The organism is Parabacteroides faecis, assembly GCF_014647375.1.
Classification (GTDB): Bacteria; Bacteroidota; Bacteroidia; order Bacteroidales; family Tannerellaceae; genus Parabacteroides; species Parabacteroides faecis.
In genome coordinates, this window is record NZ_BMPB01000004.1 from 127075 (window position 1) to 153575 (window position 26501).

The following is a 26501-nucleotide window of genomic DNA, read 5'->3' on the forward strand; positions in this document are numbered from 1 at the left end:
TTATTTCTCAAAAATAGTAAAAATGTGCAGAATTTGTACGAATAACCCGCCATTTCGTTGTTTCGGAGGCCTGTTTTGTTAATTTTAGACCCATAAAAGATCACTCATTATACTATCGGATATGAAAATTCCGTTGCGGGAAAGCGTGAGAATATCCTCTTTTTGGACGAGTAATCCCTGTTTGAGATAAGGGGAGGCCTGCTTCTTACAATAGATTAATTTGTCATTTCCGTATTGTCTTTGAATTTCGGTTAAACTGACTCCCCACATGGTGCGAAGTCCGGTAATAATGAGATCATTGTAACGGGTGTTTATATCCAGTTCTTCCACTTCTATGTTCGGCAATCCCTTCTCAATCCCCCGGATGTAGGCCGGAAGGGAGGATATATTCCATTGGCGGCTTTTTCCGTTGTAGGAATGGGCAGACGGTCCTATACCCAGATATTTCTTGCCGGTCCAGTAAGAACTGTTATGGCGGGAGATCATCCCGGGACGTGCAAAGTTGGATATTTCATAGTGAAGATAGCCGTTTGCCGTCAGCCGGTCGATCAGGGAGGTGAAAAGAGTTACGCTGACCTCTTCTTCAACAGGAGATATCTTTCCCGCTTCCTTTAATTTATATAAGGCGGTCCCTTCTTCATATATTAAATGGTAAGCGGAAATATGGGGAATATCCAGGCGGATAGTCCTATCGAGGTTAGACTCCCATTCTTCCAATGTTTGTCCGGGTAAACCGTAGATCAGGTCGATACTTATATTCGACAGGCCGTTTTCCTTACATAACTCTACAGCCCGTAAAGCTTGTTCCCGGTTATGGCGGCGATTCAGGAAACGGAGGTCCTCTTCTTTGAAACTCTGTACCCCCATACTGATGCGGTTAAAAGGAAATGAACATAGAGAAGTCACATATTCAGGTGTCATATCATCCGGATTGGCTTCCAGCGTGATCTCAGAACAATGGCTTACATCGAACAAGCGATGAATGGCATTGAATATGCGTTCGAAGTCTTTCGACTGTAGTTGCGAAGGTGTTCCTCCTCCGAAATAGATCGTTTCAAGCGGCTCGCCATCTATATAATCCTTCCGCATTTCCAACTCACGGATCAATGCGTCGACATACGGTTCTTTATATTTCATCTCCGTATTGGAGAAAAAATCACAGTACAAACAACGTTTTGCACAAAAGGGAATATGGATGTAAAGGCCTGCCATACTTTCTGTTTATTTCATGACAAAAGTAATGATTCTATTGTTTAAATCATAGGCCTGTTACATAACATAGTTCTCAAACAGGAGGCAGATAATTGCTTTTTTCCTGTACATTCTCTAATTTGCGGCCTCGTGAGTATTTCACGTAATGATATTTATTGTTAAACTCAAATTACCTGATATCATGAAAGTATACCAAACAAACGAAATTAAGAACATCTCTATCTTGGGAAGTTCGGGCTCTGGGAAAACCACTCTCGCTGAAGCAATGCTTTACGAGGGTGGAGTTATAAAACGTCGCGGCTCTGTAGACGCAGGAAATACGGTGAGCGACTATTTCCCGGTTGAGAAAGAGTATGGCTACTCAGTGTTCTCAACCGTTTTCAGTGTTGAATGGCAGGACAGGAAGCTGAATTTCATCGATTGCCCGGGTTCGGACGACTTTATCGGTGGAGCTGTTTCCGCTCTGAACGTGACTGATACAGCACTGATGGTGTTGAATGCCCAGTATGGAGTGGAAGTAGGAACATTGAACCAGTTCCGGTATACAGAACAATTTCATAAACCCGTTATTTTCGTTGTCAACCAGTTGGATAACGATAAAGCGGACTACGATGGAACTATAGCCCAGCTGAGAGATCAGTTCGGCAGCAAAATCGTTCCTATCCAGTATCCGGTGAATACAGGAACAGCTTTCAATGCCGTTGTCGATGTGTTGAAGATGAAGATGTATCGCTGGAAACCAGAAGGCGGTGTGCCTGAAGTATTGGAAGTTCCCGCAGAAGAAATGGATAAAGCAATGGAGCTTCATAAAGCACTCGTTGAGGCTGCTGCCGAGAATGACGATATGCTGATGGAAAAATTCTTTGAAGAAGGCACTTTAAGTGAAGACGATATGCGTGCAGGAATCCGTGCAGGTCTGGTGACCCGCAGTATGTTCCCTGTATTCTGTGTTTGCGCAGGACGTGATATGTGCGTTCGCCGTACTCTGGAATTCCTGGGTAATGTGGTGCCTTGTACCGATAAGATGCCTCGTCCGGTAACTACCGAAGGAGTGGAGGTTACTCCGGTGTCAGACGGTCCGACCAGCCTGTTCTTCTTCAAGACTACGGTAGAACCGCATATCGGCCAGGTTTCCTATTTTAAAGTGATATCAGGAAAGATAAAAGAAGGAGACGATTTGCTGAATGCCGACCGTGGCTCAAAAGAACGTATCGCACAGCTATTTTCTGTTGCCGGCCAGACCCGTAACGAGGTGACTGAAATGGTAGCAGGTGATATCGGTGCAACCGTAAAACTGAAAGATGTACGTCGTGGTAATACCCTGAATGGTAAGGGATGCGATTACAAATTCGACTTTATCAAATATCCGGATCCGAAATACCGCCGAGCCGTTAAGCCGGTCAATGAAGCAGATTCGGAAAAAATGATGGAAATATTGAACCGTATGCGTGAGGAAGATCCGACATGGGTGATCGAGCAGTCTAAGGAACTGAAACAAACGATTATTTCCGGACAAGGAGAATTCCATTTGCGTACGTTGAAATGGAGAATTGAAAATAATGATAAGCTGCCGATCGAATATATCGAACCGAAGATTCCGTATCGTGAGACGATTACTAAAGCTGCCCGTGCAGACTATCGTCATAAAAAACAATCCGGTGGTGCTGGTCAGTTCGGTGAAGTTCACCTGATCGTGGAACCTTATTACGAAGGTATGCCGGCTCCGGATATGTATCGTTTTGGCGGACAAGAATTTAAAATTAGCGTACGTGATACGCAAACTATTGATTTGGACTGGGGTGGTAAGCTGGTATTTATTAACAGTATCGTTGGTGGAGCCATCGATGCACGTTTCTTACCGGCTATTCTGAAAGGTATTATGGCACGTATGGAACAGGGACCGTTGACCGGTTCGTATGCCCGTGACGTGCGCATCATTGTTTATGATGGCAAGATGCACCCGGTTGACAGTAATGAAATTTCTTTCATGCTGGCCGGTCGTAATGCCTTCAGTACTGCCTTTAAAGAAGCGGGTCCGAAGATCCTTGAACCTGTTTATGATGTAGAAGTTTCCGTTCCCGGCGATTACCTGGGTGATGTAATGAGTGACCTGCAAGGTCGTCGTGCCATCATTATGGGTATGAACAGTGAAAAGGGATTTGAAAAGTTGCTGGCAAAAGTTCCTCTGAAAGAAATGTCAAGCTATTCAACCTCCTTGAGTTCAATTACCGGTGGCCGTGCTTCGTTCACCATGAAGTTTGCTGCTTACGAACTTGTTCCGACCGATGTTCAGGACAAATTGCTGAAAGCATACGCTGCTACGCAAACAGACGAATAATTAATAGATTATTATTGAATATGAAAGCACTCTCTGTATCAGGGGGTGCTTTTTTTGTAGTTGTCTGGCGTATGATATAATGGTAAATATCCAAATAGAGGAAACTTTTCCTAAAAAAGAATCGTATCGTATAAGTAAATGATGGAGGTAAGTCGTTTATACTTGTAAAGAGGATTCTTTGTTGACTACGAATATGAAGAAAATCGAAGAGGAAGATCGGGAATTAAATCAATTCAGGATGTTGTACAAAACAAATGTCCCGATGTTGATCTTTTATGCCCGTAAGTTTGTGGATCCCGCAACTGCGGAAGATTTAGTGCAAGATATTTTTTTAAGAGTATGGCAAAAGAGATTATTCCAATTTTTACAGGAGGGAATAAAAACGTATTTATATCGTTCGGTCAGACACGCTTGTTTGGATTACCTGAAGCATCAAGATGTAAGAGGTGACTATGTAAAATCAATGGTTACTCGTCTGAAAATCGAAGAAATCTACTATAATGATGATCCCCGGTTCCTTTTCCCCGAAGATGAACGTATAGCATTTATTTATAAAGAAATGGAAAAACTTCCTGACAAATGTCGGGAAATATTCTCTATGTCTTATTTGGAAGAAAGAAAGACGGTGGAAATAGCTGATTTACTGAATATTTCACCTCGAACGGTAGAGGCGCAATTATATAAAGCTTTAAAATTGCTTAGAGCTGTGTTGATGGCAGTTTTCTTTTTTCTGATAAAATATTACTGAATGAGTAAGTAAAAAAGTAAAGTAAGTCGTGTATAATATAAATACAAGTAAATTATGTCGGAAAAAAATAGTATAGAAACTTTGATTGTCCGTTATCTAAAGCAGGAAATTGACGAGCATGAACTTCGGATTTTGGATGCTTGGCTGGAAGAATCTCCGGAGAATAAATCTTATTTTTTTCAACTAAAAAATGTTTCTGACGAAGCTATATATTTGTCTTTTACTCCTGAAAGTGTGGGTGAGGAGAGTTGGCAGAAAATGAAAAAACGAATGTTTCCAGAAAAAACAGAAATTATTTTATCAAAGAAACAGTTTTTTAAGAATAATCTGTTTTTTTCTTATTTTAAATATTCAGCAATTATTCTGTTGACTTTGAGTATAGGTTGGGGGATTAGTGAGTTTAGGTATCACAGTCAAAATTTATCTTCAAATACAGAAGAGGTTGTATATAATGAAATCTCAGTTCAAAAAGGTGGGAGAGCAAATACATTGATGCTTTCGGATGGTAGTAAGGTTATTTTGAATGCTGCCACAAAATTTCGGTATCCTGCCAATTTTGCAACTGATACACGTACTGTTTATTTGGAGGGTGAAGCATATTTTGAAGTTACTAAAGATGTAAAAAGGCCCTTTATAGTAAAAGTAAAAAGGCAGGATATTACGGTTCTGGGTACCACCTTTAATGTGGAAGCATATGAAGATTTTCCTTTCAGTGTGGTGACTTTATTGAGTGGAAGTGTAGCACTTAAAGCTTTTGATGATAAAGGAAAAGTTATAAGTCATATGCTCTTAAGACCCAACCAGAAAGCTTTTTTTGATAACTATAGTGGTTCTTTGTCCGTCGAGAATGTAAATGCGGCGTTAGTTACTTCCTGGGTGAGAGGTGAGTTTAAATTTAAAGATGCCCCGTTAATTGCAATAATTACGCATCTGGAACATTATTACAATGTGCGTATACATTTGGATGATCAACGATTAGGTTGTATTAAATATACGGGGACATTCTCTTTGGATCAGAATATTGAAGAAGTATTGAAAATTATTGATTATGAAAAAGCTTTTATTTTCAAAAAGATAGGAAAGGACATTTATATTTCAAGAAACTGATTGTTTAACTTTTAAATACTGTTAGCCTATGTAATATGAATTTGAATACAACAAAAAGAGGTCAGAAAATGATTGAGACATCTTCTGACCCGGATTTAATTTTTAATTAGTTAACCATTCTCAATCGCCTGTGTCTGGAAAATACTGCGAATGAGATAATTTAATAATAAAAACATTCAAATATATGGAAAAAGAGCGAGATAAGTATGTCTTATTGTATCAAAAAATTAGACGTGTTATGAAAATCACAACAATATTCCTTTTAGTAGGAATTCTGCAATTGTCTGCAACTACTTATGCACAGGAACAGCGTATCTCTGTAACTTTAAATAATGGGACATTTTATGATTTGGTTTCTCAGATAGAAAAACAATCAGAATTCATGTTTTTTTATAAGAGTGAAGAGATTGATAGTAATCAACGATTTAACTTGAAAGCGAATAATAAGGAGATTTCAGAAATTCTTAATGAGGTAACGAAAAAAAATAATTTGTCATATGCAATAACCGGAAAGCATATTATTATCACAAAGATAACGGGAGTGAGTCAGCAATCAAGGAAGATAACAGGTGTCGTTTTGGATGAGGCTGGTGAACCGATTATCGGAGCTAATGTGATTGAAAAAGGTACAACAAACGGAGTGATGACAGATATAAACGGGACTTTTAGTTTGGAAGTGAAAAGAGGTTCGATTCTTCAGGTATCTTATATCGGTTATAAACCTATTGAGGTATCATCAGGATTAACTCCGTTTAAAGTTATTTTAGAGGAAGATAACCAACAGATAGAGGAAGTTGTTGTAGTAGGTTACGGAACGCAGAAAAAAATAAATCTGACAGGTGCAGTGAGTAATGTAAAAGCGGATATGCTTGAAAATAGAACAAGTTCGAGCCCGATCAATTTACTGACAGGTCAGGTTCCGGGTATGACAATTATTCAACGTTCTGGTCAACCGGGGGCTGACATGGGAACCCTTCGCGTGAGAGGTATCGGTACTTTGGGGAATGCTGAAGCAATGGTTGTTATTGACGGAGTAGAATCTTCTTTCAATAATGTCAGTCCCGATGATATTGAAAGTATATCTGTCCTGAAAGATGCTGCAGCATCATCTATTTATGGGGTCCGTGCAGCAAATGGAGTGATACTTATAACAACGAAGAAAGGCGTGGTAGGAAAACCTGTCGTTTCATATAATGGCTATGTGGGTTGGCAATCGGCTTGTCGTATGCCGGATTATTTGGACTCTTATCATTATGCTCAGTTGTTTAATGAGGCTTATGCCAACGATGGTTTACCTGCCCCTTATTCGGAACAAGACCTTCAAAAATTTAAAGATGGCAGCGATCCTGATCATTATCCGAACAGTAACTGGTTAAATACATTATTAAGTGAAAACGGTCTTTTTCATAATCACCATTTAAGTGTTGTCGGAGGAAATGATAATCTGAGATATTCTTTAGCACTTGGTTATCATGAGAAGAATGGTCTGATTCCTAACTCCGATTACAATAAGTTTACCGTGCGTTCTAATATTGATGCAAAAATAAACAGTCGTTTGAATATCGGCATGTATTTGAGTGCTTACCGGGATCGTTCTACATCTCCTGCAGGAGCAAGTATTGATGATATTTTTTATCATGCTTTGCGTGAAACACCTGTATCTCCGATTCAGTTCCGGAATGGTAATTATGGTTTGTATCTGAATGAACATAGTTCAGTTGCGGAAGCTCGTTTGGGAGGTAAAGACCAATTATATAATAATAATTTTCAGGGGAGTGCATTTTTTGAATATAAAATTATTGAAGGATTGACTTTAAAGGGCAATGCATCAGCAACTTTTAACTCGAACAATCAACATAAATTTCAGAAGAGCATCAAGTTCTATAATGCAGATTCGGATGATCCGATTAAAACAACCCGTAGTATGGCTGTCGATTTTGAAAAGAAAAGTTGGGAAGTTAATTTACAGGCTTATCTCAATTATAATAAATCTTTCGGTAAAAATAATATTGCAGCTTTGCTTGGATATTCACAATTGTATAACCAATACAGGGAATTTGGAGCATCTCGTAAAGATTTACCGAGTAACAATAATCTGGGAGAAGTAAATGCAGGAGATGTGACCACACAGTCCAATCAAGGAAATATGGTGGAATATGCCTTGCGATCGGTGTTTGGTCGTGTAAACTATACTTTTGCCGATAAATATCTGTTTGAAGCAAATCTGCGTTATGACGGGACATCCCGTTTCCCTAAAAACAATCGTTTTGGTGCTTTTCCTTCATTCTCGGCAGGTTGGCGAATTTCGGAGGAAAGTTTTTATCATGCAGACTGGATGGATAATCTGAAGCTTAGAGCTTCCTGGGGACAATTGGGTAATCAGGAGATTGGAAATTATGCTTTTTATAATACCTATGTTTTCGGGCAGAATTACAGTTTTGGTAATATGTTGACCCCGGGTGTTTCTATTAATAGTAAGATGGGGAACTCTATTATTACTTGGGAAAAAACGGATCAGATAGATGCTGGTATTGATGCCTCTTTTCTGGCTGGGAAATTAAGTTTTTCTGGCGATTTCTTTATAAAGAATACAAGAGATATTTTGTTGGATTTGCCAATACCAGATGTCGTAGGGGTTGGTGCTCCGACTCAAAATGCCGGAAAGGTACGTAATACCGGTGTTGAATTGCTATTGACACATAATAATCAGGTGCGTGATTTTAACTATTTTGCAACTATTAATTTCAGTTATGTACATAATGAAATTACAGACCTGAAAGGTGGAGATACTCCTGGTCGTTCGGTAGGTGATCCGATTAATAATATTTATGGATATGTATGCGAAGGAATTTTTAAGGACCAGGCAGAAATAGATGCACACCCGAAACAGGTGACAGGTGATGTCGTTCCTGGTGATTTAAAATATAAAGACTTGAATGGAGATAATATAGTAAATGAAAAAGACCGTAAATCGTTAGGAACCTATTTCCCTAAAATAAACTTTGGTATTCGTCTTGGATTTGAATATCACAACTTCGATTTTTCTGCATTATTACAAGGTGCAGGGATGGTAGATGCGATTGTTCGTGAACAGGTAGGCAAAGCTTTCTACAATGGAGGTGGAGTTATAGTAGGTTATCTGGATAGGTGGACGCCTGATAATCCAAATGCAAAATATCCTCGTTTGTCAATGAAAGACACGCAGAAGAACTGGGAAACTTCAACTTTCTGGATGCAAAATGCCTCCTATCTGAAGATGCGTAATGTACAGTTGGGATATACAATTCCCAAAATGATCTTAAGCAAAAGTGGAATTTCCAATCTACGTATTTATTGCAGTATAGATAATCTGTTTACGATAACAGGCTTTGACAATGTAGATCCTGAAGTCCCTTATGGATCTTATTATCCTTTGACTAAGAATTATTCATTCGGTATCAATTTATCTTTTTAAAATCTAATCGATATGAAAAATACATATATAATAGTAACATTACTCTTTTGGGGATTAGTTAGTTGCAATGATTCTTTTTTGGACAGAGGTCCTAAAGATCAGTTGACGGACGAATCTTATTGGTCGACTGTCGAAGATGTGGAAATGTATACAACATCGGTTTATACTTACTTACTTGACCCTGTTAATTATATATTGATGACAGATGGTTATACAGATAATGCTGTTCCTGTTCATATCTATGATGCACAAGGAGCAATCTCTTCGGGTACTGCCACCTCTACGACACGTTATTTTGGGGAAACATGGAAAAATCAGTTTCAAGGTATACGCCGTTGTAATGTCTTTCTGGAAAATATAGAGCGGGTAGATATGAATGAAAACAGGAAACAAATCTTTATCGGTGAAGTGAAGTTCTTACGTGCATTCTTTTACACAACTTTGGTACGTTTGTTTGGAGGAGTGCCCATTTTGACAAAGCCTTTAGAGTTGAATGAGGCTATTCCTGCCAGAGATTCAGAACAAGATGTATACAACTTTATTGTGAAAGATTTGGATGAGGCTGCTCAATTATTGCCTTTAAAACGAACTGAACAAACGGAAATAGGACGAGCAACTAAAGGTGCTGCATTATCATTGAAAACCTGTATCAGCACATATTTTAATAAATATGATGTAGCAGCCAGAACTGCTAAAGAAGTGATGGATTTAGGTGTATATGGCTTGTTTGATAATTATGAAAAACTATTTTTGCCGGAAGATGAAAACAATCAAGAGGTGATTTTTGACCATCAATATCTGGAAAATGCAAAAGATTTTACAGAAGGGAGCCTCATTGATCAGGCTTTTGGGCCACAAACTTCAAGTGGATGGGAAGCTTTGTCTCCTACACAAGATTTAGTTGACGATTATTTATGCACGGATGGAAAACCCATTGGTGAATCACCTCTTTATAATCCAATGAAACCTTATGAGAATAGGGATCCCCGTCTCGCTTATACGGTTTTATGGGAAGATGCTATTTTTGTAGGAAAGCCTTATAAACCGATGACTGGTTCTGCAAATGCTACCCGCACAGGTTATAATTTCCGTAAATATATTAACCCTAAAAATGATGGTTGTACAAAACCTGGTTGGACTAATTTTATCTATATGCGCTATGCTGAAATATTATTGTCATATGCAGAGGCTCAAAATGAAATTAGTGGTCCCGATCAATCTGTTTATGATGCAGTGAATCAGATTCGTCAGCGTCCTAGTGTTGATATGCCTCCTTTAACAAGAGGATTGACAAAAGAGCAGATGCGTGAAGTAATCCGTCATGAAAAAAGAATAGAATTTGCCTTTGAAGGTATTCGTTTATTGGATACCCGTCATTGGCGAATAACAGAAGATGTTGTGAAAAAGCCTGTTTATGGTGCAATGAAAGATGGAAAACATATCTTTGTAGAACAGCGTAATTTTAATCCGGAAAAAGACTATCTTTGGGCTATACCATTGACTGAGATAAATTTATCGAAAGGTGCTTTGGTGCAAAATCCCGGATATTAATAAATAGAATTAATATGAAAATACCAGTATCAAAAAAGGTTCAGATATGGATAACCGGACTGTTGCTGCTTGTGGGGTGTAACTTGCAGGCACAAGGCCAGGCTTTCGACCCGATGTCTGATCCTCAGTGTAAAATTCAGCCTTTTCCACAAAAGGAAGTGTGGAAAAGTTCTTATATGTGGTATCCGGGGCAATTAGCGGCACATATGCAAAAACTGCATAAAGAAAAATCAAAGGAACGATGTTCCTATGTCGGTTATCCTGGGAAATTCAATGAACCAATCGGACATGCTTATTTCAAAAAGACGATGAAGTTAGGAAAAGAGACGCTGGTGAAATGGAATGGGGCAGAAACTATTAGCTGTACTGTGAACGGTCGGAAAATGGAGAACTCTCATCGTTCTTGTACACTTCCCAAAGGTACAAATACATTGTTTTTTGAAGTACGATCCGAGAATAATCTGCCTTGTCTGATTATAGACGGAGAACAGGTTTCTGACTTGGTTGGTTGGCAGGTCAGTTTAGATAATAGTGAATGGAATAGTGCCGAAACGTATTCCATGTATGATCAACCAGATAAGCGACCGGATACAGAATGGGAAGAGACGGTCCGGATATTGCCTGATCAATATCTTTTTTTACGAAATACCGTTAGGGAGGGGAATAACCTGAAGTTGGGAAAACATGGTCGCCTGATTATTGATTTCCGCCATCTCGAAGTTGGTAATGTGTCTTTTACAGCAACAGGAAAAAGTAATTTGTCTTATAGGGTTGGGGAAAGTCCGGAAGAGGTATTGAATGAGGATGAGAAAGCCTTTGAACAAAAGGCTATTCCGTCCTGTGTTCTTTCCGGCATAAAAGAGAAGATACGTTTGCCGGAACTGGCTTTGCGTTATTTGATAATTGAATGTGATGAACCTTGTACGCTTTCGGATATTTATTTTGACGCGAAAATTTGGCCGGTGGATTTTCTGATGACATTTGAGTGCAACGATCCGAAGATGAATAATCTCTGGAATGCAGGTGTTGCAACGCTTCATACCTCCATGCATAATTTCTATTTGGACGGGGTAAAGCGAGACTATCTACCCTGGTCGATGGATGCAATTGTGAGTGCTTTTGCCGGAGACTATCTGTTTGGTGACGAACAGGTTTCCCGCAATGGTCTGTCAATAGCGTTGATGCCCCCTAATCCGAAAGTCTCAGATTTGGGAATTGTCGATTATCCGCTTCATGCCTTGATCGGTTTCAAACAGAACTATCTGCGTTATGGGAATTTAAGAACCTCTTTGCTTTATAAGAAGCGTATTATCCAAATGCTGGATTTTTATACTTCCATCCAGGATGAAAATGGTTTTATCTCAGCCAAGCACTCTACTTCCGGCTTTATCCCCGGGTGGTCTACTAAAATGGGACCGGATGGACAAGGGACGGCTGCTTACGGACAGATTATGCTATACTTGAATTTTAAGTATGGAGCTTATTTTGCTCGTCTATGGAAAGAGAAAACCCTTGCACACAAATATGAGCAGCGGGCTGAAGCGCTTCGCAAAAGTATATTGACACATTTCTGGGATGAAGGACAAAAGGCTTTTATTAACGGATATACGAAAGCGGGAGATAAGGATATGCGTATTTCCCATCATGCACAATATTGGGCTATTTTGGCAGATCTTTTCCCTTCTCAATATTTTGATAATCTATTTGATAAGGTATTACCTTCTATTAAATATTATAAGGAGAATATTAGTTATGAGAAAGGATATGAGTTTTTGGCCTATGTAAAAGCCGGACGGACCCGGGATATTTTTCCCTTCCTGAATGCTGTTTGGGGAGAATGGCTGGATCAAGGTTATACCCGCTTCCCTGAGAACTTTTCACCATACGCTTCGGTAAAGGAACAGCTTGTGTTTTACAATCGTCCTTTTGGGTTAAGTTTGTGTCATGGAGGAAATGGTGTTCCTCCGGTGATAGCGGTATTGAACGGCTTGTTGGGGTTCTCGCAATCTGACCGGGATATTTCAGAATACAGTCTGGCTCCGCAGTTGATGGATCTGGATTGGGTAAAAGCCCGGATACCGGTTAAAGAAGGTTTTATTAAGCTGAATATCCAACGAACGGGTACAAGTACGATTGATATTCCGGCTGGTTGCGTTGTTCATTTGTATAATAAAGGTACGGCTTCACAAAAGAAAGTATTAAGAAAAGCCGGGCATTACGAATTTATTTATCAATAAGAATAATGGGAGGAGAATGAAATAGTTTTCCTCCTGTTTTATTCTACTCTTATCAAAACTCCCTCTTTAACTGTTCCAGTGCATGAAACACCGCCGGACAAGTCTCCGCATTCTTCACCGTCAGTGCATGTATCTGATAAAACTTCTTCCTGTCTGTATGTGGATATTCCCGGCAGGCTTTCGGTCTGTCCTCGTAAATACTGCAATAATTGTCATCTCCCAGGAAGGGGCAAGGCATCGACCGGAATACGTAATCCTTATCTTCATCGATATGCAAATGCCGTTGTACAACTTCATGTGGTTTAATGCGTAATGCCTGTGCGATCCGTTCGATATCACGGTCTGTGATACGTGGTCCCAATGTGCGGCAGCAATTCCCGCAATCCAGGCAATCGATCGAATCGAATACCTCTTCATGGATGGCGTGTATCGTATCGTCCAGTTCCCGCATGCGGTTTTTCTTGATCGATTTGAAAAAAGCTTTTGTTTCCTTCTCAACTTTTTTAGCTCTCTCAGGGAGGGAGTTAATATCCATAAAATGATCCTGTTTTAATTTGAAGGGGCAAATGTAATCATTTACAGCGGAAAACGAAAAAGCATCTTCATACAGTTGTTGCAACACTGTAACAGCGACTATGTTTCTTTGTGTAGTGTAAATATCTTACGTATGAAACTAAGAAAATATTATCCGACCGTTGTGCTTTCCGACATTCACCTGGGTTCTGAACACTCCAGGACGAAAGAAGTAACCAATTTCCTGAAACATATCGACTGCGACCGCCTGATCCTGAACGGCGACATTATCGATGGCTGGCAACTACAAAAGTCCGGCAAGCGATGGAAGCAGGCACAGACCGATTTCTTCAAAGTCCTGATGAAGATGATGGAGAAGAAAGGGACACAGATCGTTTATGTACGTGGCAACCACGATGACTTCCTGGACAACCTGGTTCCTTTCCGCTTCTCTAACATCTCTATTGTGAAAGACTATTTGCTGAATAGCCACGGGAAGCGTTACCTGGTGACTCATGGCGACATTTTTGACACGATAACCACGAATATGCGCTGGCTGGCCATGCTGGGCGATATCGGCTACACTTTCCTGCTGTGGCTGAACAAAATTTATAACAAGAACCGTGAGAAGCACGGAAAACCTTACTTCTCCCTTTCGCAACATGTGAAGCACCGGGTGAAGAGTGCCGTTTCCTATATCTCAGATTTTGAGAAAGAACTGGTCAAACTTGCTCAGATCAAGCATTTGGACGGGATTATCTGCGGTCATATCCATCAGGCTGCTAATGTCTGGTACGATAATGTCCATTACCTGAACTCCGGCGATTGGGTGGAAAGTATGACCGCCCTGGTAGAGAATGAACAAGGCGAGTGGAATATTGTTACTTACAATAAGGCAGAGTATGGTACGGACGAAGAGGCTGCCGGGAAACCTTTATTATATGCTGAAGTAATATGAAAATGCTGTTTATTATACAGGGAGAAGGCAGAGGGCATCTAACACAGGCTTTGTCTCTCCGTCAGAAGCTGGCTGATGAAGGCCATCAGGTAGTCGGTGTGCTTGTTGGGAAGAGTCCTGCCCGCCGTATTCCTGACTTCTTTACAGAGAAAATTGATGCACCGGTTTACCCTTTCGAAAGTCCGAATTTCCTCCCTACGGCAAAGAATAAACAGGTTAATTTGCTGAAAAGTGTGGGATATAATGTATTGCGTCTCCATACTTATGTGGCTAGCATACATTATATTAATCGGATGGTGAAGGAGACAGATGCAGACGTGGTTGTTAACTTTTACGAGTTACTGACAGGACTGACTTATCTGTTCTGCCGTCCAAAGGCGATGATGGTTTGTATTGCCCATCAATATCTGTTCCTGCATCCGGATTTCTCTTTCCCGAAGCTGAATGTTGTTTCTTTGTCCTTATTGAAGTTCTTTACCCGTATGACGGCTATCGGTGCGACGAAGAAGCTGGCTTTGTCTTTTCGGAAGATGCGCGAAGTGCCTGCCGATAAGATGGTTGTAGTTCCTCCTTTGTTACGTAAGGAAGTGATAAATAAGACTCCCCGCAAAGGACGCTATCTGCATGGCTATTTATTGAATAGCGGATTCAGTGAGGAAGTAAAGGAGTGGCATGCTGCTCATCCGGAAGTTTCGATGCACTTTTTCTGGGATAAGAAAGGGGCAGGGGAGGTTACCCGGATAGACAATACGCTTTCTTTTCATCAGTTGAACGATATTCGTTTTGTTAAATATATGGCAAATGCCAAAGCGTACGCAACGACTGCCGGCTTTGAATCTGTTTGCGAAGCGATGTACCTGGATAAGCCTGTATTGATGGTTCCTACTCATATTGAACAGGCTTGTAATGCCTATGATGCATCCTTATCAGGAGCTGGTGCGGTAGCTGATCGTTTTGACCTGGATGCTTTACTACATTTGTCAGAAAACCATCAATCGAATCCTGTGTTCCGTCATTGGGTACAACAGGCGGATTGGTTGATCTTGCGTGAGTTCCGCGAAGATTTGTTGATGGAGGAGATGCCGTCGTCAGTCTGGCATCGTTTGTCTATGCATTGGGTGTACCGGGTGGCAAAGACGTTCTCGATTTAATGTATGAAGCTCTTATTTGAACCAATAGATGAGGGCTATGAATCGAGATTGAGTAAAAGGTTTAATTATTAATGTACGTGTACATTAATGTAATATTTACTTATGGTAGATAACCCATCTCTCTTTCTTTCTTGTTTTCCTGATTATAGTCAGTAATATAACCAAAAGCAAGGTTTGTCATTTTTATCGCCGATTTTGTACAGACTATCGTATTCAACTGATAAGAAAGGAGATGCCTACGTAAAAAAATCAATGAAAATAATTGCGGATAAAAAACTATTGTTTACTTTTGCTGAAGTATTTGACGATCGTATGAAAAGGCCGATAGAATAAGATTTCGGCATATTATATTTAGATAGAACTTTAAAATTACTTAGTATTAATATTAAATTTTTGATTATGAACAAAAAGTTTTCTACTTTTTTGGCAGGTGCTGCGCTTTTGAGTGCAATGTCTGTTTCTGCTGCTCCTGGTGATGCAGTTCAGTCATTGAAGCTAGGCAAGAATGCTGGCCTATATCAACTGACTACAGGAGATAAAGTACTTTCTATGGATGCAGATGGTAAGTTAACAGTTGTTGCTGCTCCTACTACTTCTACAGGTTTGGCTAATACTCTTTGGTGTGTTGAAGTTGCAACACAGGTTCAGGGTCAGGCTCCTAAATTCGATTTCGTAAATAAAGGAACAGAACGTCGTTTGGATATAACGATGGCTGGTTTGGAAGGTCTGGCAAATCACGAAGCTTTTGCTGGTGCTCCTATTGAAGTCGGTGGAGAAATCTCCGGTTGGGCTTTTTCTAAGACTTATGCTAAGGATTTAGAAGGAGAAAAACCTCTTTACTCTTATTTTAAAACTGACTCTGTAATTGGATTGGTTTTGGATGGAGATGATGTTACTGTAGCTAAATGTGGAGCTAACGAAGATGGTGTAACTACTGCTAACTTTGAAAAATTCACTCTGAAGAGTTCTAATGTTGTTACTCTTAATGCAGAAGAATTGAATACTATCTTAGGCCTTCAAGCAGCTGACAAGGGTGTTAAGTTGACTTTCAAGCCGGATACATTGGGTACTACTTTGGAAAATCCTTTCAGCTCACAGAAATTTATTGCTAAAGAATCTGGTGAAGATACTTATTTGAATGTTATGAGAGGTGATAACTATTTGAGAGTTGATACCACTTTCACAAATGAAAAGGGTGCTCGCTTCCTTGCTTATAAATGGACTACTGCTGCTGTAAAGGATGCTTCTACTATTGGAGAACAGTATAAATTTAAATTTACTTACAGTCCTTCAAACGACAGTCTGACAATTCAGGTTAAAAAAGCTACATTTGATAACGGTCGTGTTCTTGAAGCTTTTGTTTCATTGCAAGATTTGATCAAAGACGAGGCTCGTATCTTAACTGTTGATACACTGGCTCAGAATACAATGATTTCTTTAGGCTTTAAAGGTTGTAATGAAGTATCAAACAGAACTTCTATTGCTTCTGACCTGTATGTTATCAAAAATGCTGCAAATAAATATTTAGCAGTTCCTTTGTATGGTGATAGCACTGCTCAATGGGTTACTCTTGACAAGAACATGGATCCTTGGCATATGCCTGCATTCCAGTGGGTTGTAGAGAAAAACCGTACGACATCTGAAATGGCTCCTACTTCTCCTATCAAGATCACTAACCGTGAATTTGAAAATGTTGTAGTTGATGCTTCACTGCAATTGTATACTGATGGTCCTTCTAAACTTGCTGGTGTAGAAATTACATCTGCAAACTTTACTGCTGACCCTGCTAATGTTAAAGCTAATCCGTACGTAGGTTACAGATTCTTAAATGCAGATTCTTTGACTGTTACAACTTATAAATTGAGATATCTGCATGAATTTGCTGATGACAAATATATGGGTACTTCAAGCGATGCTGCTGACTCAGTTTTATATGTAGGTGCTAAATCTTCTTTCGTACTGACTGGTATGGATACTGATGGCGTAGAATATGGTTATTCTACAAAAGCTATCGCTTCAATGAAACGTCTTGTAAGAAAGGCTTATACATTGAATTTGAAATCTAATGGTAAATATATCATGGCTGATGCAGAAAAGAGATATGCTGTATCTGCAACAGGTAAACCTGCTGTATTCTATCTGAAAGAAAACAATGACAAAGCAACTCATTACTATGCTTTGATCGATACTGCTTCTTACGCTGATGTTCGTAAAGTAGGTGTTGATGATAACAATGTTTATCTGAAAGTTCAGAATTTGAAAGAAACTCGTACTTCTGCATTCTCTGTAGAAATCGATGACGCTCCTCTGTACCGTCGTTTCAACAACGCTGCATTAGGCGAAAATGATGTTGTTGACAGCTTGAGATTCTACGAAAATATTCGTCACGAATATTTGATGGATGAAACTAACAAAGAATTACAGAATGAAGGTGTTAACTACTTAGGTATCTGGACAGCAGACAAAGCTAAAGCAGGTTTGTCATTCCGTATCGATACTGCTTGGGTAAGTCGTGGTCTTGGTTTCATTAAACCTCAGTATTTGATTTCTGTTTCTCGTAATGATCAGGTTGCTACTCCGGGTCAAGATTGTACAGAAGCAACAGGACATCACGTAGATGCTAACGGTAAACCGACAGATGCTGCACATTGTGTTCATGCTATTCCTGGAAAAGCTGGCTTCAATTATGGTAAATATTTAGTAAGCTTTGCTGACTCTGTTACTTATGTAGGTAAAGACAAACCTTATACAGATGTTAAGGGTGGTTATACTCGTGTTGGTTTTGTAAAAGCAATCCAGACTGGTGACAGCTTGATTATTTTGGTTAATGGTTTTGAAAACATGGATCCGAAAGATCTGAATGTAGAAGAAATTGTTAAAGCATACGAAAAAGCAGGTATTAATAAGAAATACATCAATGACTTGAAGGGTGATAACCATAAGAGCTATACTTGGTCATTCCGTTATACAAACCCGGATGTTGCAGTTGGTGTAACTGAAGAAGGTGCTGAAAACGCATTCTTGATTGAATCTGCAGCTTATGAAAAGAAAGATGGTAAATTAGTTGCTATCGCTCCTGAAAAAGCAGCATGGATCAAAATGCAGAATGGTTGCATCGTATTGACAGATGAAAAATCTGAATTCAATAATGCTAAGACTGGTGGTGACGGTGCTCTGATTTTCAATGTTGAAAACATCGAAAACGACGAAATGGCTACAGATACTAAAGATATTACAACTAGCGACGTAACTGTTATCGCAGGTAAGGGTGACATCACTATCAAGGGTGCTGCAGGTAAGACTGTTACTATCAGCAACGTTCTTGGTCAGACAGTTGCTAACGCAGTTCTTTCTTCTAACGAAGCAACAATCTCTGCTCCTGCAGGTATCGTAGTTGTAGCTGTTGAAGGTGAAGCAGCTGTTAAAGCAATCGTAAAATAAGAATAAAGAATAATTAAATAGAAAAAGCTTCTCTGCTCTTCCCCTTTTGGGGAAGGGTGAGTAGCCTGTGAAGGTGAACAGATTGGAAGCGTAATTTTAGTAATAAAAATAAAATAAAGTTCATCCGTGAATATCCCTGCGAAGAGAGAAAATGGATAAAAAACAACCCCGGCGGTATTTGTTACCATCGGGGTTTTGTTTTTGAATAGCTCCCGGAAACGGAGTTCATTATGTTTAATAGGATTTCGACCTGAACCAAGTCTGTTTATGGCAGCAATAGCCATTTCCAGATAGGAATCACATGTATGGTAGTGCCATTTTCATGTGTAATAGTTCTCTCTTCGTCTTTGGTTATAATATACATCCTCTTTAAAGGATAAACATTGTTTAATTTGATCAGACCTTCTACTTCCTGTTGATAAGTGGCTTCATCTTGCAGGGAGTAACTTACCTGATAGGCTGTCTCTATTTCCGGAATAATGAAATCAACCTCTATATTCTGGTTGTAGAAATAAACTTTGTCGCCATATTGTTTATATAGATGTATAGCGACCATAATAGGGGTGAGATGTTACAAAGATAAGAAATCGTTTTGTATAGAAGACGATTTTAACAAAGAATCGTCTTCTATACAAAACGATTCTTTGTTTTACTTGGGCGCTTTTACTGATTCAATGCCTGCTCGATATCTGCAATGATATCGTCTGCACTTTCGATGCCGACAGAGAAACGGATCAGGTCAGGAGCAATACCAGCTTCCTTCAACTGTTCATCTGTCAACTGACGGTGCGTATGGCTTGCCGGGTGAAGCACACAAGTACGGGCATCTGCTACGTGGGTAACGATAGCAGCCAGTTTCAGGCTATCCATAAACTTAATGGAAACATCGCGTCCGCCTTTCAATCCGAATGACAACACACCGCATGAGCCGTTCGGCAGATATTTCTTTGTCAACTCATAATACTTATTACCTTCCAGATCCGGATAGTTCACCCAGGCTACTTTGTCGCAATTCTGAAGCCATTTAGCAACGGCCAACGCATTTTTACAATGCTGTGGCATGCGCAGATGTAAAGTCTCCAAACCTAAGTTCAGTAAGAATGCATTCTGTGGAGACTGGATAGATCCCAGGTCACGCATCAACTGGCTGGTCGCTTTGGTGATATACGCCATCTTGCCGAATGTCTTTGTATAAGTCAATCCGTGATAAGACTCGTCCGGCTGGCAAAGGCCCGGATATTTGTCGGCATGTGCTTCCCAATCGAAGTTACCGCTATCGACGATACAGCCTCCAACAGCAGTTGCATGTCCATCCATATATTTAGTTGTAGAATGGGTTACGATATCTGCTCCCCATTCGAACGGACGGCAGTTGATCGGTGTGGCAAACGTATTATCGACGATCAATGGTACCCCATGTTTATGGGCGATATGAGCGAACTTTTCGATATCCAGTACCATTACTCCCGGATTGGAGATCATTTCGCCGAACAATAACTTTGTATTCGGACGGAATGCCTTACTGATCTCTTCTTCACTGGCATCCTGATCGATGAAAGTACATTCGATACCCAGTTTCTTTAACGTGACGGACAATAAATTGTATGTACCTCCATAAATACCGGTAGCACTTACGATATGATCGCCGGCTTCGCAGATATTGAAACAGGCGAAGAAGTTAGCTGCCTGTCCGGATGAAGTCAACATGGCTGCAACACCACCTTCCAAAGCTGCTATCTTACTGGCAACAGCATCGTTGGTCGGGTTTTGTAGGCGGGTATAGAAATAGCCGCTCTCTTCCAGGTCGAATAATTTCGCCATCTGTTCGCTGGTTTCATACTTGAAGGTAGTACTTTGATAGATTGGAAGTACGCGCGGTTCTCCCTTTTTCGGTTGCCAACCACCTTGTACACACAAAGTTGCCGGCTTAAATGAATTGCTCATATTATTAAATGTTTGCTATGTAATTGTTTCTGCAGACAAAAGTAAAGAATAGTTTGTTCCATTCGTACAAATCAGCGATCATTTATAAAAAATAGCTTTCCGTTTAAAAATAATCTTTACCTTTGTACCCGAATTTTGGTGTCACGATTCCATTTCTACGGAAGAGTGATGAAAAGGGAATCAGGTGAAAATCCTGAACAGACCCGCTGCTGTAAGCTCCGCCAAAGTCTTTGAACACGACTCAATCCACTGTTCGCAATGAATGGGAAGGACGTTCAAAGATGGAGTAAGTCAGAAGACCTGCCAGAATAATAGTTGAAGGCTTTCGGGAAATAGGGCTGAAAACATATGAGTTAGAGCTTTTCACTATATTATTGGGGCTTTGTCTGTTCATGTGTTCTATTTTATTTCATCGGGAGCATACAGTATAATAACGGTTAACAAACTTGATGAAATGAGAGGTTTCATACATGTCCTTTTTCTATTTATTTACTTGTTTTCTGCCAATCTGTCGGCGCAGAATAAAGTGACTCTTTCCGGTGAAGTCAAAGACCAGGAGGGTATTCCGCTTTCTTCGGTGACAGTTGCCCTGGAGAATACGACGGTCGGTACTTATACAAACGATCGGGGATATTATTCCTTGACTGTAACTCCGGGAAGACATACTGTTATTGTCACTTCATTAGGGTATAATACGATAAAGACCCAGATCGATCTCCGTAAAAGTAAAACAGTGGATTTTACAATGGAGGAAAACTCCGTTACTCTGAATTCGGTGGAGGTATATGGCAAATCGAAAACCCAGAAGATCAAAGAAAGTGCTTTTTCAGTAAATGCCCTCGATATAAAGCCGCAGATCAACTCATTGAAGAACCTCAATGAGATCGTGAACCGGACAACCGGTATAAAGATCAGGGAGGAAGGTGGAGTCGGTTCCGACTTCGATCTTTCTATTAATGGGTTATCAGGCAATTCCGTCCGTTACTTTATCGATGGGATGCCTCTGGATACAAAAGGAAGCGGTGTCTCGCTGGCAAATCTTCCTGTCAATATCATTGACAGGGTGGAAATATATAAAGGGGTAGTTCCTGCCAGCCTGGGTTCGGATGCTCTGGGGGGCGCCATTAATATTATTACCAGTCAGGAAAAAAAGAATTATCTGGATGCTTCTTATGGTATAGGTTCTTTCCATACTCATAGAGCTGACCTGAATGCCCAATTCGTAGAACCGAAGACCGGATTGATCATCAAGCCGACCGTCGGTGTCAATTATTCCAAGAATGATTATAAGATGAAAGGTGTCGAGGTATGGGATGAAGATAGCCGTAAATATATTGAAGTCAACCGTAAACGGTTTCATGATGATTATTTTTCCTTGTTAGGACAATTGGAAGCAGGCTTTGTCGATAAAGCGTGGGCAGATGCTTTCTTTGTTTCCGGATCTTATTCCAAAATAGATAAAGAAATACAGACAGGGTCTATCCAGACAAAGGTGATCGGTAATGCAGAGCGTCATTCCGATGCCTGGAATGTATCAGCCCGTTATCAAAAGCGGTTTGAGAAAATCAATACGAGCGCATCGTTTTCCCATACCTGGGACGCGTCGCTTACCGTCGATACTGCTTATCGTATCTATGACTGGAACGGTGATTTTACTCCCTCATCCCGAAACGAGCTTAATGGCCGCGGACGTTCTATGCGTCATTACAACCGTCCAATGACTATTTTCCGCGGAGGTGTCGATTATGCGATCAACCGGCATCATTCAGTCAGTCTGAACTATCTGCTTAACCGTACCGGAAATAAACGCCGTGATGATGTCGACGAAACTTTTGAACCGACCAACGATGTACTGACCAAGCATATTCTCGGATTGACTTACAATCAGTCTTTTTTCGACGGAAGATGGGAGAGTACTGTTTTTATTAAAGACTATATCAATGCTACCTCTATCGAACAAAACGATCTTGCCTGGATAACCGGTTCGGAGGATGCCAAAGGACATTCTTCCAACAGTTATTGGGGAGGCGGTTTGGGGCTGCGTTATACATTTTGGGATGCACTGGCAGGAAAGGTTTCTTATGAACATAGTGTGCGTCTTCCTTTGTCGCGTGAGCTGCTCGGAAACGGAACGACCATCTATCCCAATCTCGCCCTTCATCCCGAAAGCAGCGATAATATAAACCTGGGCCTTTTTGGTAACTGGTATCCTGCTTACGGTCATTCTTTCTATTATGAGGTCAACGGATTTCTCCGCTTTGTCGACGATTATATTCAGGCAACCGTATCGGAAAAAGAAGGTATGATGCAATACGAGAATATTCCGGCTGTACATGTGAAAGGTATTGAAGGGGAAATGCGTTACAACTGGAAAAACAGCTTTCAGATAATGGTCAACTGTAGTTATAACGAAGCACGCGACCAGAAGAAATATAAAACCGACGGTAAGCCTTCGGCTACTTATAATAACCGTGTGCCTAATCGTCCCTGGGTGTATAGTAATGCTGATGTGAGCTATACATTTCACAATCTGGCGCAGAAGGAAGATAACCTTCGCATCGGATATTCCTGGCAATGGATACATTGGTTTTACTTATCATGGGAAGCATACGGAGCTCTTGAAAGCAAGTCGCGTATCCCGACTCAGAATGTATCGAATCTTAATGTGACCTATTCATGGATGAAAAGACGCTATAATGTGTCATTGGAATGTAGTAATCTGTTTGATGCTACGGTCTATGACAATTACAAACTCCAGAAACCCGGTCGTGCATTCTTCGCTAAATTCAGATTATTCATTAATTAATAATTTAAAAATTATCAAATGAAAAAGTTTCAATTACTATTTTGGGCATTATTAACGACATTGTTTACCTTGTCTTTTAGTGCTTGTTCTGACGATGATGATCCAACTCCGGAACCGGAGCCTACTCCTGAAGCGCAAACCTATCACTTCGACATCTGGATTGCTCTGGATAAACACGGTGGTATGGGACGTGACGTACAGACTCTTGTCAAGAGCATCGATTCTTTGAAGGCTGGCTCTCAGATGATCAGCTTTGAAGGAGATGGAACGGAAGTTCATAGTGTTATGTCTTTGGAAACTATTGTCAAAGGGAAATACTATTATCAGGTTCCTGTATCGGGTGATCGTTTTTCCAAATATACACTGTCGAATAATAAGATCAATGTTATCCAGGAGCAGAAATTCGGTACAAATACGTACGATACCCGTAAATATACACATGCCTGGATCGATGATAATACGCTTGTGATCATGGCTTCTAACGGAGATGGAGATAAAATCATCTGGACGAAGCTGAATACGACCGATATGACTATTATCAAGGAAGGTGTTCTTGATATCCCTCTTCCTGAAGGAGATAAATTATTCTCAACTTCAGGTATTCTGAACTATCGTAAAAGCGATAATAAACTTATTTATTTCTATTTGGGTAAGAAAAGTAAACGTGGAGATACAACACCTTTCTTCTTTACAACTGTGATCAATGCTGAAACAATGGCCGTTGAAAGTAATATACGTAATACAATGGCTCATCAGATGGTTGGTAGTGCTTATGGCGAATTGTTGCAGAAATGTACGCTGGTTGACGAGAGTGGAAATCTTTATCTTGCAGGTTTCTCTGAAAATGAAGATGGAACGGAGAAGAGCCATTTGATTCGTATCAAAGCCGGTGAGAAAGATTTTGATCCTAGTTACGATGCTTTCACCAATGCCGGAAAGCTTGTTTCTCTCGAATATCTGGGTGATGGTAAAGTGCTTGCTTATGCACGTCAGGATGAACTTGGAATGGAAATTGATAGTTACAGCCATTATTATACGATCATCGATCTCAATAGTAAAACCAGCAGCCGTGTAAAATACAACGGACAGGATCTTCCGTATAGCGGTGGCCGCTTCTCTCAGCGTACTGCTGTGGTTGATGGTAAGGCTTATATCGGTGTTAATCCGGAAAGTTCAAATCCTTGTGTCTACATTTATGATATAAAGACAGGTAATGTAGAGAAGGGTGCTGATATTAAAGAAGGCTACTACTTCGAGCAGATCCGCGTACTTGATAATGAAGATGCTGAATAAGAACCTTGCATTTGGTTGAACGGTGTATTGTCGGTTGATTTCTGACCGACAAGCAGCCGTGCTCCGGCCGATAGTTATCCGTTGAGGAACGGATAGTTGTCCGTTTTTTAAGTATAGGTGTTTTGAAATGTAAATAAGGGACTTTTGACTGCAAAACATATATGTTTCGCAGTCAAAAGTCCCTTATTTTTTCGGAGGATGTGCTAACCCCGATTTTTGTATATATTTTTTATGATTCCATCCTTTCAGGGCGATGACTTTTGGGGCAGGCATATTGCAGAGAAACTATATTCAGTTTATAACCGAGCCTGTTATTTTTATATGGTTAACAAATAAGTCCTATCTTTGCAGAATCAAGTTGTCAGGAGGATAAATCCTTCGATTAATAATGATAAACAAAATAACAGATGGATTATCATAGGTTAAAATATTATTAATACGTATATTTGCAACTGAAAGGCTTTTGAATAGAAAGCCTTGTGTTGCGTGTGATATTTGTGCGTCTAAATGAAAATCGGCTAAATTTTCTCAAGAACGAATGCACAAAGAAAGCCCTCGCAACCCTTTACCGGATATACGTGTTATCTATGCTGCGATGCAGTGTGGATATATTATTGTATACAGATAAAGGGGGCGTGCGGCTGACTTTTATTCGTTGTTGGGTCTTAGCCGAACCTTCATTTAGATAAAAGTTCAGTCCGCCGCCCTTTCTTTTTTATGAAAGGACTACTCTACTATTATAACGCCATTTAACACCCGCATATTTTAAGGAAAAATCGTTTAAAGTTTATTCCATACCCTTGCTGCTGTATTGCAGGGAGGTATTATGTTTTACTTATAACCTTATTAATATGTCTGAACGTATTACCATTGAAAAAGCTGTCCAGATGACTGGTTTCCCGGCTGAAGATATTCGGGATTGGGCGAAATCCAAAAAGATAAAGTCTTATTCGTATAGAGACGGTGAACCATTGATAGATGCCGCAAGTTTGCAGAATTTTATATCCGGCGTCAAACGCCAGGGAATGCAAAAGTTATATCTCCAAGAGATCATTGAGGATAAAGAGGAAGAGATTAACGAAATCATTGCCTGGTATGACGATTATATTTTCTGCTTGCGTTCTCTCACAACTGTCTCTCCCTTGCTTAAAATAATAATTGCCGAACTGGCCTCTTTCATAGAGGATAAGAAAGCACGATATATATTCACTGAAATAACGGGGGGAGCAAGAATATTGGATGTTGCCAAACATTGTGGTATGTCGTACGATGGTATGTGCAAACGGTATAACACCATTTTGTCTCACCTGAAGTCGGATACTTGTTTTATGCTTGAATATCATAAGACAATAACGAATCAGGAACTGGAGATAGAACGCCTGGAACTTGAAAACAGGAATTTGGAGTATGAGTTAAACCGGTTGTATGAAAAAGGACTTAAAGCAGGTCTACAATTTAATATCTCCCAATCATTAATCCATGTACCTTTGGAGGCAGCCCAGCGGCTTTGCAGGCCGCTTACTGACCTGACACTGTCTCCCTATATCCGTAAAATACTTGAGAATCTCCATATAGAAACAATGGAGGATATGTTGCGTTATATAGAAACCAAAGGGCTTGACTCTTTGCTGGAGATTCCCGGATTTGGTAAACTCGGACTGGAACAACTTAGGTTCCAGTTAGAGAAACATAGGGTACTCGATAAGAATGGCTATTCAGACCTCTATCAATATCTTGTTCGGTAAATA

16 protein-coding genes and 1 riboswitch are annotated in these 26501 nt (G+C 40.1%); of the genes, 12 read left to right on the forward strand and 4 right to left on the reverse strand.

The genetic code is table 11. The features are described 5' to 3' along the window. Window positions 1-84: 84 nt before the first annotated feature. On the reverse strand, window positions 85-1212 hold the full coding sequence (gene hemW, locus IEY67_RS06685; RefSeq protein ID WP_183668840.1) for a radical SAM family heme chaperone HemW: 1128 nt from the start codon (window positions 1210-1212) through the stop codon (window positions 85-87). Between the two features lie 181 nt (window positions 1213-1393). Here hemW and fusA2 point away from each other — a divergent pair, with 181 nt between their 5' ends. The 6 genes from fusA2 to IEY67_RS06715 all read left to right on the forward strand — a co-directional run bounded on the left by fusA2 (window position 1394) and on the right by IEY67_RS06715 (window position 12647). Continuing rightward, complete coding sequence (gene fusA2 / locus IEY67_RS06690) at window positions 1394-3550, forward strand: elongation factor G2 (RefSeq protein WP_122373912.1); 2157 nt, start codon at window positions 1394-1396, stop codon at window positions 3548-3550. Between the two features lie 193 nt (window positions 3551-3743). Continuing rightward, window positions 3744-4298, forward strand: a complete 555-nt coding sequence (locus IEY67_RS06695; RefSeq protein WP_183668842.1) for an RNA polymerase sigma-70 factor — start codon at window positions 3744-3746, stop codon at window positions 4296-4298. Window positions 4299-4352: 54 nt separating this feature from the next. Beyond that, window positions 4353-5405, forward strand: a complete 1053-nt coding sequence (locus tag IEY67_RS06700) for a FecR family protein (protein WP_183668844.1) — start codon at window positions 4353-4355, stop codon at window positions 5403-5405. A gap of 238 nt (window positions 5406-5643) precedes the next feature. Beyond that, entirely contained in the window at window positions 5644-8859 is a 3216-nt protein-coding gene (locus IEY67_RS06705; protein WP_229800979.1) for a TonB-dependent receptor, read from the forward strand. A gap of 12 nt (window positions 8860-8871) precedes the next feature. Beyond that, window positions 8872-10410, forward strand: coding sequence for a RagB/SusD family nutrient uptake outer membrane protein (locus IEY67_RS06710; RefSeq protein ID WP_183668846.1), 1539 nt, complete (start codon window positions 8872-8874; stop codon window positions 10408-10410). A gap of 14 nt (window positions 10411-10424) precedes the next feature. Then, the gene (locus tag IEY67_RS06715) at window positions 10425-12647 is read left to right on the forward strand and encodes an alpha-L-rhamnosidase-related protein (protein ID WP_183668848.1); all 2223 of its coding nucleotides are present in this window, start codon (window positions 10425-10427) and stop codon (window positions 12645-12647) included. Window positions 12648-12699: 52 nt separating this feature from the next. Here the strand turns inward: IEY67_RS06715 and IEY67_RS06720 are convergent, their stop codons facing one another. Further along, complete coding sequence (locus tag IEY67_RS06720; protein WP_122354874.1) at window positions 12700-13182, reverse strand: YkgJ family cysteine cluster protein; 483 nt, start codon at window positions 13180-13182, stop codon at window positions 12700-12702. Window positions 13183-13314: 132 nt separating this feature from the next. On the opposite strand from IEY67_RS06720, the gene IEY67_RS06725 reads away from it, so the two are divergent. The 3 genes from IEY67_RS06725 (at window position 13315) to IEY67_RS06735 (ending at window position 18710) form a co-directional block, all read left to right on the forward strand. Then, window positions 13315-14118: a UDP-2,3-diacylglucosamine diphosphatase gene (locus tag IEY67_RS06725; protein ID WP_122373911.1), complete on the forward strand. Its 804-nt coding sequence runs from the start codon at window positions 13315-13317 to the stop codon at window positions 14116-14118. Continuing rightward, a complete protein-coding gene (locus tag IEY67_RS06730; protein WP_122354846.1) occupies window positions 14115-15269 on the forward strand; it encodes a glycosyltransferase family protein in 1155 nt (384 codons plus the stop codon). Before IEY67_RS06725 ends, IEY67_RS06730 begins: the two co-directional genes overlap by 4 nt. 399 nt (window positions 15270-15668) lie before the next feature. Continuing rightward, complete coding sequence (locus tag IEY67_RS06735) at window positions 15669-18710, forward strand: DUF6383 domain-containing protein (RefSeq protein WP_183668849.1); 3042 nt, start codon at window positions 15669-15671, stop codon at window positions 18708-18710. A 265-nt stretch (window positions 18711-18975) separates the two neighbouring features. Here IEY67_RS06735 and IEY67_RS06740 read toward each other — a convergent pair whose 3' ends face one another. Continuing rightward, complete coding sequence (locus IEY67_RS06740) at window positions 18976-19266, reverse strand: ATP-binding protein (RefSeq protein WP_229800980.1); 291 nt, start codon at window positions 19264-19266, stop codon at window positions 18976-18978. 107 nt (window positions 19267-19373) lie between these two features. Then, window positions 19374-20654 (reverse strand): O-acetylhomoserine aminocarboxypropyltransferase/cysteine synthase family protein, encoded by a 1281-nt coding sequence (locus tag IEY67_RS06745; RefSeq protein WP_183668852.1) that lies wholly within the window; start codon window positions 20652-20654, stop codon window positions 19374-19376. 119 nt (window positions 20655-20773) lie between these two features. Continuing rightward, a riboswitch (cobalamin riboswitch) is annotated at window positions 20774-20976 on the forward strand. Between the two features lie 132 nt (window positions 20977-21108). On the opposite strand from IEY67_RS06745, the gene IEY67_RS06750 reads away from it, so the two are divergent. The 3 genes from IEY67_RS06750 (at window position 21109) to IEY67_RS06760 (ending at window position 26498) form a co-directional block, all read left to right on the forward strand. Continuing rightward, window positions 21109-23460, forward strand: a complete 2352-nt coding sequence (locus IEY67_RS06750) for a TonB-dependent receptor (protein ID WP_183668854.1) — start codon at window positions 21109-21111, stop codon at window positions 23458-23460. Window positions 23461-23478: 18 nt separating this feature from the next. Next, window positions 23479-24753: a DUF4374 domain-containing protein gene (locus IEY67_RS06755; protein WP_122354854.1), complete on the forward strand. Its 1275-nt coding sequence runs from the start codon at window positions 23479-23481 to the stop codon at window positions 24751-24753. An 851-nt stretch (window positions 24754-25604) separates the two neighbouring features. Then, window positions 25605-26498, forward strand: coding sequence for a transcriptional regulator (locus tag IEY67_RS06760; RefSeq protein WP_183668856.1), 894 nt, complete (start codon window positions 25605-25607; stop codon window positions 26496-26498). The last annotated feature ends 3 nt before the right edge of the window (window positions 26499-26501 follow it).

Coding starts and splice junctions, on each gene's coding strand:
- hemW (WP_183668840.1), bottom strand. CDS start 1,212: ATGGCAGGCCTTTACATCCATATTCCCTTTTGTGCAAAACGTTGTTTG.
- fusA2 (WP_122373912.1), top strand. CDS start 1,394: ATGAAAGTATACCAAACAAACGAAATTAAGAACATCTCTATCTTGGGA.
- IEY67_RS06695 (WP_183668842.1), top strand. CDS start 3,744: ATGAAGAAAATCGAAGAGGAAGATCGGGAATTAAATCAATTCAGGATG.
- IEY67_RS06700 (WP_183668844.1), top strand. CDS start 4,353: ATGTCGGAAAAAAATAGTATAGAAACTTTGATTGTCCGTTATCTAAAG.
- IEY67_RS06705 (WP_229800979.1), top strand. CDS start 5,644: ATGAAAATCACAACAATATTCCTTTTAGTAGGAATTCTGCAATTGTCT.
- IEY67_RS06710 (WP_183668846.1), top strand. CDS start 8,872: ATGAAAAATACATATATAATAGTAACATTACTCTTTTGGGGATTAGTT.
- IEY67_RS06715 (WP_183668848.1), top strand. CDS start 10,425: ATGAAAATACCAGTATCAAAAAAGGTTCAGATATGGATAACCGGACTG.
- IEY67_RS06720 (WP_122354874.1), bottom strand. CDS start 13,182: ATGGATATTAACTCCCTCCCTGAGAGAGCTAAAAAAGTTGAGAAGGAA.
- IEY67_RS06725 (WP_122373911.1), top strand. CDS start 13,315: ATGAAACTAAGAAAATATTATCCGACCGTTGTGCTTTCCGACATTCAC.
- IEY67_RS06730 (WP_122354846.1), top strand. CDS start 14,115: ATGAAAATGCTGTTTATTATACAGGGAGAAGGCAGAGGGCATCTAACA.
- IEY67_RS06735 (WP_183668849.1), top strand. CDS start 15,669: ATGAACAAAAAGTTTTCTACTTTTTTGGCAGGTGCTGCGCTTTTGAGT.
- IEY67_RS06740 (WP_229800980.1), bottom strand. CDS start 19,266: ATGGTCGCTATACATCTATATAAACAATATGGCGACAAAGTTTATTTC.
- IEY67_RS06745 (WP_183668852.1), bottom strand. CDS start 20,654: ATGAGCAATTCATTTAAGCCGGCAACTTTGTGTGTACAAGGTGGTTGG.
- IEY67_RS06750 (WP_183668854.1), top strand. CDS start 21,109: ATGAGAGGTTTCATACATGTCCTTTTTCTATTTATTTACTTGTTTTCT.
- IEY67_RS06755 (WP_122354854.1), top strand. CDS start 23,479: ATGAAAAAGTTTCAATTACTATTTTGGGCATTATTAACGACATTGTTT.
- IEY67_RS06760 (WP_183668856.1), top strand. CDS start 25,605: ATGTCTGAACGTATTACCATTGAAAAAGCTGTCCAGATGACTGGTTTC.